This is a genomic window from Bacteroides sp. 2_2_4 (genome assembly GCF_000157055.1).
Lineage (GTDB): Bacteria > Bacteroidota > Bacteroidia > Bacteroidales > Bacteroidaceae > Bacteroides > Bacteroides ovatus.
The window spans coordinates 609514-624792 of record NZ_EQ973356.1; the positions used below are offsets into that span (position 1 = coordinate 609514).

Below are 15279 nucleotides of genomic sequence, written 5' to 3' on the forward strand. Positions count from 1 at the left end.
CTTATTCTGGAGAAGCGATTGCACGAGAGAAAAAGACAAACTTACAGGCTTTTACTATGATGTCCGGCGAAACGCATAAACACCTGTGACAATCCTCCCTCCTGCCCTTGCAGCTGTACAAAGTTAAATTCGCGCAGCATCGGCATTCCTTTTATTTCGACTACACGGAGATTGCCAGCTACAAGCTCTTTATGCACCGAACGGATAGAAACAATTCCCATACAGTCCGTATGTTCCAAAAAAAGCTTGATACTCTCTGTACTACCGAGATACATCAATACATTAAAAGAAGAAAGTTTGAGATTATGTTGCAATAAGGCACGTTCAAACACATCTAATGTACCGGAGCCCCTCTCCCGCAAAACCAAAGGAATATTCAGCAAATCTTCCGGAGTAATCTCATCCGTGACAGCTAATTTACTCTGTGTATGCACCACGGCAACCAGTTCGTCTTGCAAAAATGGAGTATATTTCAGATTAGGTAAGCGGAAGATCCCTTCGACCAGTCCCAAATCAATCCGATGCTCTTGCAAGGCAGCTTCCACTCCCCGGGAATTTCCATTAATCAAAGAAAGATTGATTTGCGGAAACTTGGCTATAAAGTTCGCTAACAGAGGAGGAAGTACATATTGCGCAATCGTAGTACTGGCCCCCAATTTCAGTTCGCCGATATATTCATTATGCAACAGATGCATCTCATATTCTAATTGTTTATAATCGTCCAGGATTTTCTCGCTATGTTTCAGCAGCAATTCTCCGGCCTTAGTCAGTGAGATTTTGCTCCCTTGACGGTCGAATAAACGAGCTTGATAGTAAGTCTCCAGCTCCTGAATATGTTTGGTGATAGCAGGTTGACTGACAAACAATTCTTGCGAAGCCTTCGTAAAGCTTAGATTCTTCGCTACGCTCTGAAATACTTTTAAACGAAAATCGGACACGGCAATTATGATTAACAGTTAAGAAATCAATGACGAATAATGAATTACAGAAAGAATAAAAGCACAATAGTTATTGCAATTCTTCCGCTTTTATCCCCAACGCCTGCATGACAGGGAAAGCCAGCATATCCCATTTATAATCCACCGGAAGTTCGGGCTCATTCATACGGAATTGAATGACCTCTTTGCCTTTCACTTCATGCAAAGCATCAGTCACTTTCTTTCCATACTCCTCATTGAAAGAAATAACGATCATCCTTTTCACGTCTGCCGAATCGGAAACGATAGAGAGTAAATCCAAAAACAAATCTTCTCTTGACACCATTCCTTCCGACGGAACGCTGGCAAAAGAATATTCACCATAAGGGCTCTGAAACGCAACTCCATTCAATTCTTCCTGCAAATCGGAAGGTTGGCAATATTGCAATCGACTGGATTCTTTATCATACACAAAAAGAAATTGCACCTCGTTCTTCCCTTCTGTAATCCCTGCATCCAAGGTTATATAGGTGGTCAACATCGAAAGGTCTATCTCTTGTAAAGAACGATGCAAAGTTTCTTCAAAATATCCTTTTATATCTGTTATTACAAAATTCAAAAAAGCAGCGTCAATCAACACCACTGCTTCAGCAAGTTTTATTTGGGGCTTATCACTCATATACCATCTATATTATTACAGCGGATAAAGATACTACAATACTTTTATTTATCCACTTTTCAATATTTATTTTCTTTCATCACAGGCTAAGATTACACAAACAAGCGTATCAGGTAACAAATGATATTTTATAGCAAATTCGTCAGTTACTCCCAGATAAAAAGGTCATTTTGTCCTTTAACTCCTTAATACTCATGCTATTTTGTCATATTTTTATACTTGGCAAATCTTTTGCGCCCTCTTAGGTGTTATTAAAAACGTGAAATAAGAAAGGAGAACAAAGATATGAACTTTAACAATTTTACCATCAAATCTCAAGAAGCGGTACAGGAGGCCGTGAACCTGGTACAAAGCCGGGGACAACAAGCCATTGAACCTGTCCACATCATGCAGGGAGTAATGAAGGTGGGTGAAAATGTCACTAACTTCATCTTCCAGAAACTTGGCATGAACGGACAGCAGGTAGCTCTTGTTGTCGACAAACAGATCGACTCCCTGCCAAAAGTATCCGGCGGAGAACCGTATCTGAGTCGTGAATCTAACGAAGTATTGCAGAAAGCAACACAGTATTCTAAAGAAATGGGCGATGAGTTTGTTTCATTAGAGCATATCATACTAGCATTGCTGACTGTGAAAAGTACCGTCTCCACTATCTTGAAAGATGCCGGTATGACGGAAAAAGAATTACGCAATGCCATCAGCGAGTTGAGGAAAGGAGAAAAAGTAACGTCACAATCTAGTGAAGATACTTATCAATCATTGGAAAAGTACGCTATCAACCTGAACGAAGCTGCCCGTAGCGGAAAACTGGATCCTGTAATTGGACGTGATGAAGAAATCCGCCGGGTACTCCAGATATTGAGCCGCCGTACAAAGAATAATCCGATTCTAATCGGTGAACCGGGAACTGGTAAGACAGCAATCGTAGAAGGCTTGGCACATCGTATCCTTCGAGGAGATGTACCTGAAAACCTGAAAAACAAACAGGTCTATTCATTGGATATGGGAGCACTGGTTGCCGGTGCAAAGTATAAAGGTGAGTTTGAAGAACGACTGAAATCAGTTGTCAATGAAGTGAAGAAATCAGAAGGTGATATAATTCTGTTCATTGATGAGATTCATACACTGGTAGGAGCCGGAAAGGGTGAAGGCGCCATGGATGCTGCAAACATTCTAAAACCTGCCTTAGCTCGTGGAGAATTACGTTCTATCGGAGCAACAACCCTCGACGAATATCAAAAGTACTTCGAAAAGGACAAAGCTTTGGAGCGTCGTTTCCAAATCGTACAAGTGGATGAACCGGACAACTTGAGTACTATTTCTATCCTTCGTGGACTGAAAGAGCGTTACGAGAACCATCACCATGTGCGTATCAAAGATGATGCCATCATTGCAGCCGTCGAATTGAGTAGCCGTTATATTACCGATCGTTTCCTGCCGGATAAAGCCATTGACCTGATGGATGAAGCTGCAGCCAAACTGCGTATGGAGGTAGATTCTGTTCCTGAAGAACTGGATGAAATCTCCCGCAAAATCAAGCAGCTGGAAATCGAACGGGAAGCTATTAAACGTGAAAACGATAAACCGAAACTGGAAATCATCGGTAAGGAGCTTGCCGAACTTAAAGAACAGGAAAAGTCCTTTAAAGCCAAATGGCAGAGTGAAAAAACACTGATGGATAAAATCCAGCAGAATAAGGTTGAGATAGAGAATCTTAAATTTGAAGCAGAAAAAGCTGAACGTGAAGGTGACTATGGTAAAGTAGCCGAAATCCGTTACGGTAAACTTCAGGCTTTGGACAAAGAGATAGAAGATACTCAAAAGCAGCTACGTGATATGCAAGGCGATAAAGCCATGATTAAGGAAGAGGTAGATGCTGAGGACATTGCCGATGTTGTTTCCCGTTGGACAGGTATTCCTGTCAGCAAGATGCTGCAAAGTGAAAAGGATAAACTATTGCACTTGGAAGAGGAACTTCATCAACGTGTAATCGGTCAGGATGAAGCGATTGAAGCCGTGGCAGATGCCGTGCGCCGTAGTCGTGCCGGATTACAGGATCCGAAACGTCCGATTGGCTCGTTCATTTTCCTCGGAACCACCGGTGTAGGTAAGACCGAACTGGCGAAGGCATTGGCAGAATTCCTGTTCGATGACGAAACGATGATGACTCGTATCGACATGAGCGAGTATCAGGAAAAGCACAGTGTTTCCCGTTTAGTCGGAGCGCCTCCGGGATACGTAGGATATGATGAAGGCGGTCAGCTGACAGAAGCTATACGTCGGAAACCTTACTCTGTTGTCCTGTTTGACGAGATAGAAAAAGCTCATCCGGATGTTTTCAATATCCTGTTACAGGTATTGGATGACGGACGACTGACTGACAATAAAGGAAGGGTGGTCAACTTCAAAAATACAATCATCATCATGACTTCGAATATGGGTAGTTCTTATATACAAAGTCAGATGGAGAAGTTGCACGGTTCCAATAAAGAAGAAGTGATTGAAGAAACGAAGAAGGAAGTCATGAATATGTTGAAAAAGACGATTCGCCCGGAATTCCTGAACCGTATTGATGAAACGATCATGTTCTTACCATTGAATGAAAAGGAAATCAAGCAGATCGTACTCTTACAAATCAAGGGAGTTCAGAAAATGCTTGCCGAAAACGGAGTGGAACTGAAACTGACGGAAGGAGCATTGGACTTCTTATCTCAAGTGGGATATGATCCAGAATTTGGAGCTCGTCCGGTAAAGAGGGCTATTCAACGTTATCTATTGAACGATCTATCCAAAAAGTTACTTTCCCAAGAAGTCGACCGCAGCAAAGCAATTACCGTTGACGCTGGTGGAGACGGATTGGTATTCAGAAATTAAGAGTTTCCATTTAAATAGAATGCCGGTATGCTTGATAAGAAGCATACCGGTATTATTTATATCCCTGAATATGTAAATCTCCGGACTTCCGGTTGGCAATTCGGATGGCTCATTACCAAAACATAGGTACCCTGTTGAGGGATTTCCATAGTCAATGAAGGCAAAGCAAATTTATGTTTGCCTTTTAATTCTCCCTGTGAATCGTAAAGGAATACCATTGTACCTGCCAACAAACCTGTCAGGCATAATGTCCCTTTTTCATTGTCCAAACGGACGTTTACTTCTTTATTTGTTATTGTCTCCATACCCTATATCAAAAACCGTCTGCTCCCCTAGAAGGCTATTAAAAATAAAAAGCGTGGGAACTTACTACAATTATCCCCCCCTTGACGCTTTAGACATCTACTAGCTAAATCATGCAAAACAACTAATGTTCAACCACATATTTACATACATGGCAGAACACGAGCGTTTAAACATTATTCCTAAGTAGTTCAATATTGTCCAGATCTCAAGTCTTGAATAATATCTTTATAACGCTTTTGTTCTCTATTGTTATTCACCGTTCACTACTGCTATTCCCAAGAATAGTGAACAGCGACAAAGATACATAAAAAAGCATCATTATTTACAATATAAGTAGAAGATATTTATTTTAGTAAAAGATTACCCAAATAATACTAATTTTTTTCTGAACATACAAGTGTTTATACGAAAAAACATGATAAGCATTTAAAATGCTTATCATGTTCTCTATTTTTGATTAAATAAACGGTACAGATTATTCTGCAGCTGCTTCTTCCTTAACTTCACCTTCCGGTTTAAATTCTGTGATTCCATTAGAAATCAAGATGTTATACCAAGCTACCAATTTCTTGATATCTGCTACATATACGCGTTCACGATCAAAGTTTGGTAATACTTCAGCCAAGTATTCACGCAATTGTTCAGGAGTAGCCTTTTTCGGGTCGATAGAAGCCTGCGCTGATTTCTCTTTCTCTTTTATAGCTTCCAGCACATCATACAAAGGCACTTCTGCATCGTCCGTATACATTGCTATATCGGCCAAAGAAATAATTTTTTCATTACCATAAGCGGGGAAACGTTTCTTCTCAGCATTGACTGATTCAACAATCAACATATTTTTTCCTTGCGAAATAAGTTTGTATAATCCCGGTTTACCTGAGATAGACAAGATAGTCTTCAACATAGTATATATCCTTTTATTTATTAATTATTTTTTGCGGAGCAAAGGTAATGATTATTTTTAGATAGCAAAGAAATAAGCTCCAAAACCTGCGGAATTAACGGTGTTTCATCATCATTGACTATCACGAAATCAGCATGACTTCTCTTAACTTCATCACTCATTTGTGCCTCAATACGCTTCATCACCTGTTCTCTCGATGAACAATCCCGTTTTATGGCGCGCTCCACTCTCACTTCCAGCGGCGCATACACCATAACCAGAAAATCAACTTCACTCCTAAAACCGGCTTCCACAAGTATGGCAGACTCCATACCTACCAATTGTTCACCACCAAACCGGGCAGCCCACCGACGAAAATCTTCTTTCACCTGTGGATGAATAATTTCATTCACTTTCTGCACACGATTCGGATGACCGAACATATAGGATGCCAGCAAAGAACGATTCAACACACCATTTTGAAACACATCCTGACCGACCAGCGCACAAAGTTCCTGACAAATCACCGGATCTGTCTGCGTGATACGCTTTGCTTCTATATCTGAAATATAAACAGGAATTCCCATTATTCCAAATAATCTGGAAACCACACTTTTCCCGCTACCGATACCACCGGTTATACCAATCTTAATCGACATTAGAAGTAATTTGTTCTATCAAGAAGTCTACTTGCTCAGGAACAATACGGATTTGATTGATTCCGCTCGGAAACGACTTCAATTTAACCGTATATTTATCAGAACCGAGCTTCAACAACTCTTCGTAAGAAATATTGATGATAAAATCGCTTGCTTTTATGCTGCGGAACCGCTTCAATCCCACCTGGAAAGTAATCTGAACTTTGGAAGGGAAGGTACGTAATGCCTTATCAGCCGGGAAATTAACTCCGTGTAATGGCACCTCTACTGTTTTCTCCGTATAAATATCTACCGGAAAGGTCATTTCTACCGAAGCCGGAACAAACTTCACTCCTCTTTCAGAATTCAGCGGAATTCGTCGCCGGGTTGTATCTGAAATATTCTCCAGGTTTATCTTTTGAGTATATGCGGTGGTAATAGTATCCAGAATTCCTTCCGGAGCATAAACTAATACAGAGTCCGGATTACAAATCGTATCTGATACATAATATTGAAGTCCGGCTGTCACTTTTCCCTGAAAGCGGACAGGTACTAACTTAGACTTTCCTTCAGAATAGATATACTCTAATGTATCCGGCTTGATTGAAAGAATTTTGGAAGACACATTCAATTGACTCAATATCTTTTTCTCAAAATCAGATGCGTAAATCTTCACATGATTATCTTTTCCTTTATAATCAAGAAAACCTAGATTTACCGGGAAAAAACTTTTCCCCAGCATATAATTGAGCAGCACCGTACCTTTATCTTTCACTCTGACGCGAAGTTCGGAAGGCGGTTCCGAAGTCAGCACTACATTATTGGGAACATCTTTCATTCGCACCGGAATGGAAAACTCCGCTTCATAGTCACTATTCAAAGTCTGAAGCAGCCAAAATCCACCGGCTATCAAGAAGAAAAATAAAAAAATTAAGAACTCTCTGCTCTTATCACTGAGCAGAAAATCCTTAATTTTCTTTGATAGTTTTAAATATGTATATTCTATTTTCCTACGATCAAACATAGGCACTTATTTATCAACTATTATTTAGATTGATTGCTAGCAGCTGACGCATCAGCGAAAATAGAATTCTTGTCTATTTTAATCTTTACATTAGAAGCAATCTCAAGTACTATGTAATCGTCAGTAATTTCCTTGATTGTTCCGTGGATACCACCTGCAGTAATCACATTCTGATTTACCTGAAGAGATTTACGGAAATTTGCTATTTCTTTTTGCTTCTTATTCTGAGGACGGATCATAAAGAAATACATGATAACAAACATAGCTATCAGCATGATCCACATCATACTTCCACCTCCGGCAGCACCGGCAGGAGCTTGCAATAATACAGTCAATACGTTCATAAATAATCTGTTTTAGTTTCTACTATATGGACAAAGGTATCAGTTTTTAGTCAACTTACCTTCTTTTTTTAATTGATTAACTATTCCATCCAGCGTACCGTTGATAAAGCTACCGCTTTTAGCTGTGCTATACAACTTCGCTATCTCTACATATTCATTTAACGAAACACTGACCGGAATGTTCGGGAAACTAAGAATTTCTGCTAATGCAGTCTGCATAATGATAACGTCCATAAATGCAATACGGTCCAGATCCCAATTTTTTGTATTCTCACTAACCAAATGACGGTAATAGTCGGAATTCAAAATAGTACGACGGAACAGACGACGTGCAAACTCTTGATCTTCGTCATCCTTAAATTCCGGAAGCAGTTCCTGGTTGGCACCCTTCTTTTCATCAAAACGTTTGATCGTTTTCAGGACGAATGTATCTACAATTTCTTTGTCATCATTCCAATACAGACTCTGATCTTCCAATACCTGATCGAGAGAATCATTATTAAAGATGTATGTTTTATAGAGTTTTCTCCATAATTCACGATCGGCCTCGTATGAGTGGTCGTCAGAAGCCATATAATCTTTATAGATATCGGTTTCTACAATTTTCTCATAAAGTTCCTTGATGAAGTCCTGGTCGTTTGCCCAGGTTCTTTTTTGATTGGCTATAAACTCTACCAATTGCTTATTGACTTCCAATTGAGCAATAAACTTGTTATCTACGAACTTCCTGTTGGGATACAACTCCTCTTTCGTAGGTGCCAATTTAGCTTTTGCCGCATCAATACGTTTTTGTGCATACTCTGTCAATGCTATCATCAGCATTAGCAAATAATTATAAAGGTCATACGCCTTTGAAAGACTAAAGAATAACTCTTTCTCCGCTGAGTCTAGATTTTTGCTGCCATTTTGATAATAGGCATATACTATCTGTATAATCTTAAGACGAATAAGAACTCTGTTGATCATAATTCAAATTAATACTGTTGTTATCGAACTGCAAAAGTAGATATTTTTAATGAGTTTCCACTAATAAATCACATTTTTTAATGCAGTATTTGATTCTCTGCGCTTTTTCTTTTGACAGTTTAAAAAAAATATCCAATTTTGAGGCCGATTATAAACGGACCGAAAGATATGGAAGATTTAAAAAAGAAAATGAGCGCAGACATGAATGATAAGGAGATTGTATTCTCCAAGTCCATTAAAGCAGGTAAACGCATCTATTACCTTGACGTAAAAAAGAATCGTAAAGATGAAATGTTCCTGGCTATTACAGAGAGTAAGAAAGTGATAACGGGAGAAGGTGACGATTCTCAGGTTAGTTTCGAAAAACACAAAATCTTCCTATATAGGGAGGACTTTCAGAAGTTTATGGCAGGACTCGAAGAAGCAGTCAACTTCATTGAGTGCAGTGATGCGAACGAATACATCGCCCGCCTGAACACCGAAGCGGATGAAGAAAGTGAACAGAAAGCAATCGAAGAAGCCCGGGAAAACAAGTTAGAGAACGAAATTAAGATCGATATTGACTTTTAAGAAAGTAACTCTTTGATATTTCAAAAAAAAGACGTACTTTTGCACCGCTTTTTTGCAACATCGTGTGATAATCCACATCGTGTGATGGTGAATTAAGCAAGCTAACTTAATTTAGAGTAACACAAATTTTTAAAGAAATGAAATCAATTGAAGTAAAAGGAACTGCAAGAACAATTGCAGAACGCTCTTCTGAACAAGCTAGAGCTTTGAAAGAAATTCGTAAAAACGGTGGTGTACCTTGTGTACTTTACGGAGGTAATGAAGTAGTTCACTTCACAGTGACTAACGAAGGACTTCGTAACTTAGTTTATACTCCGCACATCTACGTTGTAGACTTGGTTATCGATGGCAAAAAAGTAAACGCTATCCTGAAAGATATTCAGTTCCATCCGGTAAAAGATACTATCCTGCACGTTGACTTCTATCAGATTGACGAAGCTAAACCTATCGTAATGGAAGTACCTGTACAGTTGGAAGGTCTTGCAGAAGGTGTGAAAGCCGGTGGTAAACTTGCACTGCAGATGCGTAAGATCAAAGTGAAAGCTTTGTACAATGTAATTCCTGAGAAACTGATCGTTAACGTTTCTCACCTGGGATTGGGTAAGACTGTTAAAGTTGGCGAATTGAGCTTCGAAGGCCTTGAACTGATTAGTGCTAAAGAAGCCGTTGTATGTGCTGTTAAGTTGACTCGTGCAGCAAGAGGTGCAGCAGCAGCCGCTGGCAAGTAATTGAGATTATCCCTGTAAAGAGATATACTTCAAACGCAGATTAATGCAGATTAAAGCAGATGTTCAGTCTGCATTAATTTGTATTAATCTGCGTTTCTCTTTCTATATTAATGAACTGTTTTACGGAAAAACGATGATAAAATATTTAGTTGTCGGACTGGGAAACATTGGTCCCGAGTATCATGAAACCCGACATAATATCGGATTCATGACAGTAGAAGCATTGGCCAGAATTAACAATGCTCCTCCTTTTATGGATGGACGCTATGGATTCACCACCAGCTTTTCCATCAAAGGACGTCAGTTGATCCTGCTCAAGCCATCGACTTTTATGAACCTGAGTGGATTGGCCGTTCGCTATTGGATGCAGAAAGAAAATATTCCATTGGAAAATGTGCTGATCGTAGTAGATGATCTGGCTCTTCCTTTCGGAACGTTACGCCTAAAAGGAAAAGGAAGTGATGCAGGCCATAACGGATTGAAGCATATTGCCGCCATTCTGGGCACTCAAAACTATGCCCGTCTGCGTTTTGGAATCGGGAGTGATTTTCCACGTGGCGGACAAATCGATTACGTACTCGGTCACTTCACTGATGAAGACTGGAAGACAATGGATGAAAGACTGGAGATGGCAGGGGAAATTATCAAAAGTTTCTGTCTTGCCGGTATCGACATCACAATGAACCAGTTCAACAAGAAATGATGAACCTGTTCTATAAAAAATAAAGATAGCAATGAACGGTTAGCGATCAATGATAACGTCCACTAACCGACTAATTATTTATCACTAAATAACTAACTAAAATGGCTGAAGCAAGAATAGATAAATGGATGTGGGCTGTCCGCATCTTCAAGACACGGACGATTGCAGCAGAAGCCTGCAAAAAAGGACGCATTACCATCAACGGTTCGCTGGTCAAAGCTGCCCGTATGATAAAACCGGGTGACGTTATTCAAGTGAAGAAACCACCTATCACATACTCATTCAAAGTATTACAACCGATTGAGAAACGTGTAGGAGCTAAACTGGTATCGGAAATGATGGAAAATGTAACGACGCCCGATCAATATGAATTACTTGAAATGAGCAAAATCAGCGGATTCGTAGACCGGGCACGTGGAACCGGACGCCCGACCAAGAAAGATCGCCGGGAACTGGAAGAATTTACAACTCCAGAGTTTATGGATGATTTTGACTTTGATTTCGATTTTGAAGAATAGGATAAATAGAAAAAGATAAATAAACGATGAATCGTAAATAATGAACGGTGAACAGCCTGTGGATATAACGCAGGCTGTTCACCGTTCATTATTTACGATTTGTATAGCTTCCCACTTATAGAGTTGCAGTTCACCCTTTCTTTTTACAGATTCGCTTTAACAGCATCAATCAGCTCCTGATATTCTGCGTCAGTCAAATAAACCTTTCCCGGATTCATTTGGAATATACCTCCATAATCAGGTCCATCCACATATTTAGGTGCTAAATGAAAATGCAAATGAGACAATTTATCCGAGTAAGCACCATAATTAATCTTTTCCGGCTGGAAAGCTTTCTGCATGGCACGAGTGACACGCGCTACATCTGCCATAAAAGCATTACGGTCTTCATCACTCAATTCATTCAAATCGTTCACATGGTCTTTATAAGAAACAAGACAACGTCCACGGTAGGTTTGTTCCTTAAACAAAAACACACGTGACACACTCAATTGCGCAATCTCAATCATCAGATTATGCAACGTTTCATTGTTCTGGCAATACAGACATTCTTTCGGATCACTCTTCATGATATTATTATTTTAAGTTTTTATCGTTGCAAAAATAACTATTCCATCCTTATCCGGCTTGTACTTTTTCGTTTTTTTGATCGACTAATTGGTACACATCCTCTTTTTCGCCTACCACCCAAACAACATCGCCTTCTTCGAGCGGAGCATTTACATCAGGAACCATCAGTGTACCGTCTTCACTTTCAACACCGGCTATCATACAATGATATTTGTCGCGGATACCCGATTCACGAATCGTTTTACCCAGAAAAACAGAATCACTGTCAATGATAAACTGCTTCAAAGCCATCTCGCTCTTTTCATAGACCTCCCAGTCTATCTTCGCTCCGTTTTGCATCGCCTCATTAAACACACTTAATTGTTCATCCGTCCCTATCACCTGTATCTTATCCATCGGAAACAGGCGGACAGAACCACCGGGGATATTAATCCTCCTCTTTCCACGAAGAATAGAAGCAACATGAACTCCAAACTTCTTCCCCAGATTCAGCTCCATCAATGTCTTTCCCGCCCAACTGGATTCACCCGGAATTTCCATATCGGCAAGATGCAAATCATGCGACAACAAACGACCGGCATACTCCGGCTTTTTCTCTCCCAAATACTCTGCACGTACATCTCTGGAACGGAGATTCTGGAAGAAACGACGTTCAATCAATATCGATTGCTTTTTCAAACGGCGAGACCATACCATCAACAATACAATAAGTACAGCCACTCCAATAATCAATCCGATAGACGCCTTAAATAATCCGGAAATAACAAAGATGACAAAAAGTGCCGCTATCATAATACGAATCACGATTGTCGATACCAGCGGCGCGCGGTTGGCACGGCTATCATGCCATAAGGTCATAAACTCAACCGAATGATTTTTCTTCACCATAATGGCACGCAAGAAAGGAGCAATACACAGAATCATAAATACCGCTCCCAACAACGATGCCCAGAAATGAGGCAGATTCTCTTTAAAGAATGGCACAACAAAACGAAAAGAAAGTGCAATAATCGACATACTGACAATTGAATAAACAACTGTTATACGTACCATTGACAAGATTAGCTTCTTCCACAAATTCTCGTGATTCAGAGCTGTTTGCGAACCGGAAGAATAACGCATCATTATTTTTTTCCATGATTCCGGAAGATGAGCATCCACAAAAGTAGAAGCCGGCTCGGCAAAACGAATCATATAAGGAGTCAGGAAAGTAGTAATCACAGAAACCGCTACCACTGTCGGATACAGAAAATCACTCGTTACATGCAAAGAGACTCCCAAAGAAGCAATAATAAACGCAAATTCGCCGATCTGCGTTAAACTAAAGCCGCATTGCATAGCCGTCTTTAAAGGCTTTCCGGAGAGAATAACACCGAATGTACCAAAAACGGCCTGTCCCAAGATAACAGCCAAAGTAATAACTATAATAGGTACGGCATATTCTACAATCATTGCAGGATCCACCATCATACCGACCGATACGAAAAAGATAGCTCCAAAAAGATCCTTTACCGGTTTCACCAGTCGGTCTATAGATTCCGCCTCAATTGTTTCCGCCAGAATAGATCCCATTATAAATGCACCAAATGCAGCAGAAAATCCTGTATGAGCCGCCACCACTACCATACCGAAACAAAGTGCCAACGACACAATAAGCAGAGTCTCCTCTCCCATCAATTTCCGGCAGCGTTTCAAGAATTCAGGAATCAGATAGATACCGACAACAAACCACAGAATAAGGAAAAACAATAATTTCCCGATACTCTCCAACATCTCGGTACCTTCAAAATGTTGGCTTACCGCCATAGTGGAAAGCATCACCATTAATACAATAGCCAAAATATCTTCCAAAATCAAGATACTCAACACAAGTCCGGTGAACTGCTTCTTCCTTAATCCTAAATCATCAAAAGCTTTATAAATAATAGTAGTAGACGACATCGCAATCATACCGCCCAAGAACAGACTGTCCATCCTGTGCCAGCCGAAACCCATGCCGACTCCTATTCCCAACAAAATCATACAAAAGATGATGGTACAGGCAGCAATGATGGCAGAACCACCCACCTTGACAATCTTCTTAAAACTAAATTCCAAACCAAGAGCAAACAGCAAGAAAATAACACCAATATCCGCCCAAGTCTTAATATTGGCAGTATCCATCACTGAAGGAGTATACGGCATATGCGGACTTGCCAGAAATCCGGCAACTACATATCCCAAGACCAGAGGTTGTTTCAACTTCTTAAACAACAAAGTCATAACACCGGCACAAATCAATATAAGTGCGAGGTCAGCTATAAGAGTAGGTAATTGAGACATTATTTTATCGTATTTGATGACAAAATTATATTATTTCTATGGGATAAACAACATATTTACGGATATGTTTTGCAATAACCATCATAAAATAAGTTAGCCCCGGATAGAGTCGTAACTTATCCGGGGCTATACACAATAACAAGCTTATTTTTTACTTTCTAAAAGGCGGTTTCACTACCACAGCTTTCAATTTCCGACCACGCATATCGATACAGATTTCCGTACCCACCTTACTATATTCCGGTTTCACATATCCCATACCGATACCAATCTTACGGGTAGGCGACATCGTACCGGAGGTCACCACTCCCACTTTCTCGCCTTCATCATTCACCAGTTCATAGCCATGACGGGGAATTCCGCGATCAACCATTTCAAAGCCAACCAGTTTACGGGTAACACCTTCCGCTTTCTGTTTTTCCAGCATCGGACGGTTGACAAAATCCTTGCCCTCCACAAACTTAGTGATCCATCCCAATCCGGCTTCTATCGGAGAAGTCGTATCATCCAGATCATTGCCATACAGACAGAAGCCCATTTCCAACCGGAGCGTATCACGGGCACCCAAACCGATAGGTTTAATGCCATACTCTTCACCAGCTTCAAAAATAGCCTTCCATATAGAATCAGCCGCAGACGGATAGAAATAAAGCTCAAAACCTCCCGCACCGGTATAACCCGTATTGGAGATAATCACATTCTCTTCACTTGCAAACGTTCCAACCTTAAATGTATAATAAGGAATAGTAGCAAGATCAATATCCGTCAACTTTTGCAGAACCGAAATAGCCTTCGGACCCTGTATAGCAAGTTGAGCTATGTTATCCGACGAATTTTCCAACTCGGCTCCCTCCGTATTGTGAGAAACACACCAGTTCCAGTCTTTTTCCATATTGGAAGCATTCACCACCAACATGTATTTTTCCGGTTCATACTGATAAACCAGCAAATCATCTACAATCCCCCCATCCTCATTCGGAAAACAAGTATATTGTATTTTACCCGGAGCCAGTGCCGCCACATTGTTAGATGTTATTTTCTGCAGAAAGGCCAACGCTTGCGGTCCTTTCACCCAAAATTCTCCCATGTGCGATACATCAAATACACCGACACCTTGACAAACAGTTATGTGTTCATCAATGATACCGGAGTATTCAATAGGCATATTATAACCTGCAAACTCGTGCATTTTAGCACCAAGTGCTATATGTTTCTCTGTAAACGGAGTGGTTTTCAT

General features: G+C 40.3%; 16 protein-coding genes. 5 read left to right on the forward strand and 11 right to left on the reverse strand.

The window, feature by feature from the left end; translation table 11 throughout:
- Nucleotides 1–41 precede the first annotated feature (41 nt).
- Nucleotides 42–938, reverse strand: coding sequence for a LysR family transcriptional regulator (locus tag BSCG_RS21810; RefSeq protein ID WP_004309793.1), 897 nt, complete (start codon nt 936–938; stop codon nt 42–44).
- A gap of 70 nt (nt 939–1008) precedes the next feature.
- A complete protein-coding gene (locus BSCG_RS21805) occupies nt 1009–1596 on the reverse strand; it encodes a DUF6621 family protein (RefSeq protein WP_004309792.1) in 588 nt (195 codons plus the stop codon).
- 285 nt (nt 1597–1881) lie between these two features.
- Here BSCG_RS21805 and clpB point away from each other — a divergent pair, with 285 nt between their 5' ends.
- Nucleotides 1882–4470 carry an ATP-dependent chaperone ClpB gene (gene clpB, locus BSCG_RS21800; protein WP_004302069.1) on the forward strand — a complete coding sequence of 863 codons (2589 nt, stop codon included), beginning with the start codon at nt 1882–1884 and terminating at the stop codon, nt 4468–4470.
- Nucleotides 4471–4526: 56 nt separating this feature from the next.
- Here the strand turns inward: clpB and BSCG_RS21795 are convergent, their stop codons facing one another.
- The 6 genes from BSCG_RS21795 to nusB form a co-directional block, all read right to left on the reverse strand.
- Nucleotides 4527–4775, reverse strand: a complete 249-nt coding sequence (locus tag BSCG_RS21795; RefSeq protein WP_004309790.1) for a hypothetical protein — start codon at nt 4773–4775, stop codon at nt 4527–4529.
- Between the two features lie 476 nt (nt 4776–5251).
- Nucleotides 5252–5680, reverse strand: coding sequence for a DUF5606 domain-containing protein (locus tag BSCG_RS21790; RefSeq protein ID WP_004302066.1), 429 nt, complete (start codon nt 5678–5680; stop codon nt 5252–5254).
- Nucleotides 5681–5700: 20 nt separating this feature from the next.
- Nucleotides 5701–6318 (reverse strand): dephospho-CoA kinase, encoded by a 618-nt coding sequence (coaE, locus tag BSCG_RS21785; protein ID WP_004302065.1) that lies wholly within the window; start codon nt 6316–6318, stop codon nt 5701–5703.
- On the reverse strand, nt 6308–7321 hold the full coding sequence (locus BSCG_RS21780; protein WP_004309789.1) for a CdaR family protein: 1014 nt from the start codon (nt 7319–7321) through the stop codon (nt 6308–6310). The genes coaE and BSCG_RS21780 overlap by 11 nt, the downstream gene beginning before the upstream one ends.
- Before the next feature lie 20 nt (nt 7322–7341).
- The gene (gene yajC, locus BSCG_RS21775; RefSeq protein ID WP_004302063.1) at nt 7342–7665 is read right to left on the reverse strand and encodes a preprotein translocase subunit YajC; all 324 of its coding nucleotides are present in this window, start codon (nt 7663–7665) and stop codon (nt 7342–7344) included.
- Between the two features lie 39 nt (nt 7666–7704).
- Nucleotides 7705–8631, reverse strand: coding sequence for a transcription antitermination factor NusB (gene nusB / locus BSCG_RS21770; RefSeq protein WP_004302062.1), 927 nt, complete (start codon nt 8629–8631; stop codon nt 7705–7707).
- Nucleotides 8632–8799: 168 nt separating this feature from the next.
- Between nusB and BSCG_RS21765 the strand changes: the two genes are divergently transcribed.
- The 4 genes from BSCG_RS21765 (at nt 8800) to BSCG_RS21750 (ending at nt 11150) form a co-directional block, all read left to right on the forward strand.
- Nucleotides 8800–9201, forward strand: coding sequence for a PUR family DNA/RNA-binding protein (locus BSCG_RS21765; protein WP_008651309.1), 402 nt, complete (start codon nt 8800–8802; stop codon nt 9199–9201).
- A gap of 137 nt (nt 9202–9338) precedes the next feature.
- Entirely contained in the window at nt 9339–9929 is a 591-nt protein-coding gene (locus BSCG_RS21760; RefSeq protein ID WP_004302060.1) for a 50S ribosomal protein L25/general stress protein Ctc, read from the forward strand.
- A 136-nt stretch (nt 9930–10065) separates the two neighbouring features.
- Nucleotides 10066–10632, forward strand: coding sequence for an aminoacyl-tRNA hydrolase (gene pth, locus BSCG_RS21755; protein WP_032849357.1), 567 nt, complete (start codon nt 10066–10068; stop codon nt 10630–10632).
- Between the two features lie 101 nt (nt 10633–10733).
- Nucleotides 10734–11150: an RNA-binding S4 domain-containing protein gene (locus BSCG_RS21750; protein ID WP_004302058.1), complete on the forward strand. Its 417-nt coding sequence runs from the start codon at nt 10734–10736 to the stop codon at nt 11148–11150.
- Nucleotides 11151–11293: 143 nt separating this feature from the next.
- On the opposite strand, the gene BSCG_RS21745 is transcribed toward BSCG_RS21750, so the two are convergent.
- From BSCG_RS21745 to gcvT, 3 genes are all read right to left on the reverse strand, one after another.
- Nucleotides 11294–11719 (reverse strand): HIT family protein, encoded by a 426-nt coding sequence (locus BSCG_RS21745; RefSeq protein ID WP_004302057.1) that lies wholly within the window; start codon nt 11717–11719, stop codon nt 11294–11296.
- A gap of 49 nt (nt 11720–11768) precedes the next feature.
- Nucleotides 11769–14042 (reverse strand): cation:proton antiporter, encoded by a 2274-nt coding sequence (locus tag BSCG_RS21740; protein ID WP_008775123.1) that lies wholly within the window; start codon nt 14040–14042, stop codon nt 11769–11771.
- A 151-nt stretch (nt 14043–14193) separates the two neighbouring features.
- Complete coding sequence (gene gcvT / locus BSCG_RS21735; RefSeq protein ID WP_004302054.1) at nt 14194–15279, reverse strand: glycine cleavage system aminomethyltransferase GcvT; 1086 nt, start codon at nt 15277–15279, stop codon at nt 14194–14196.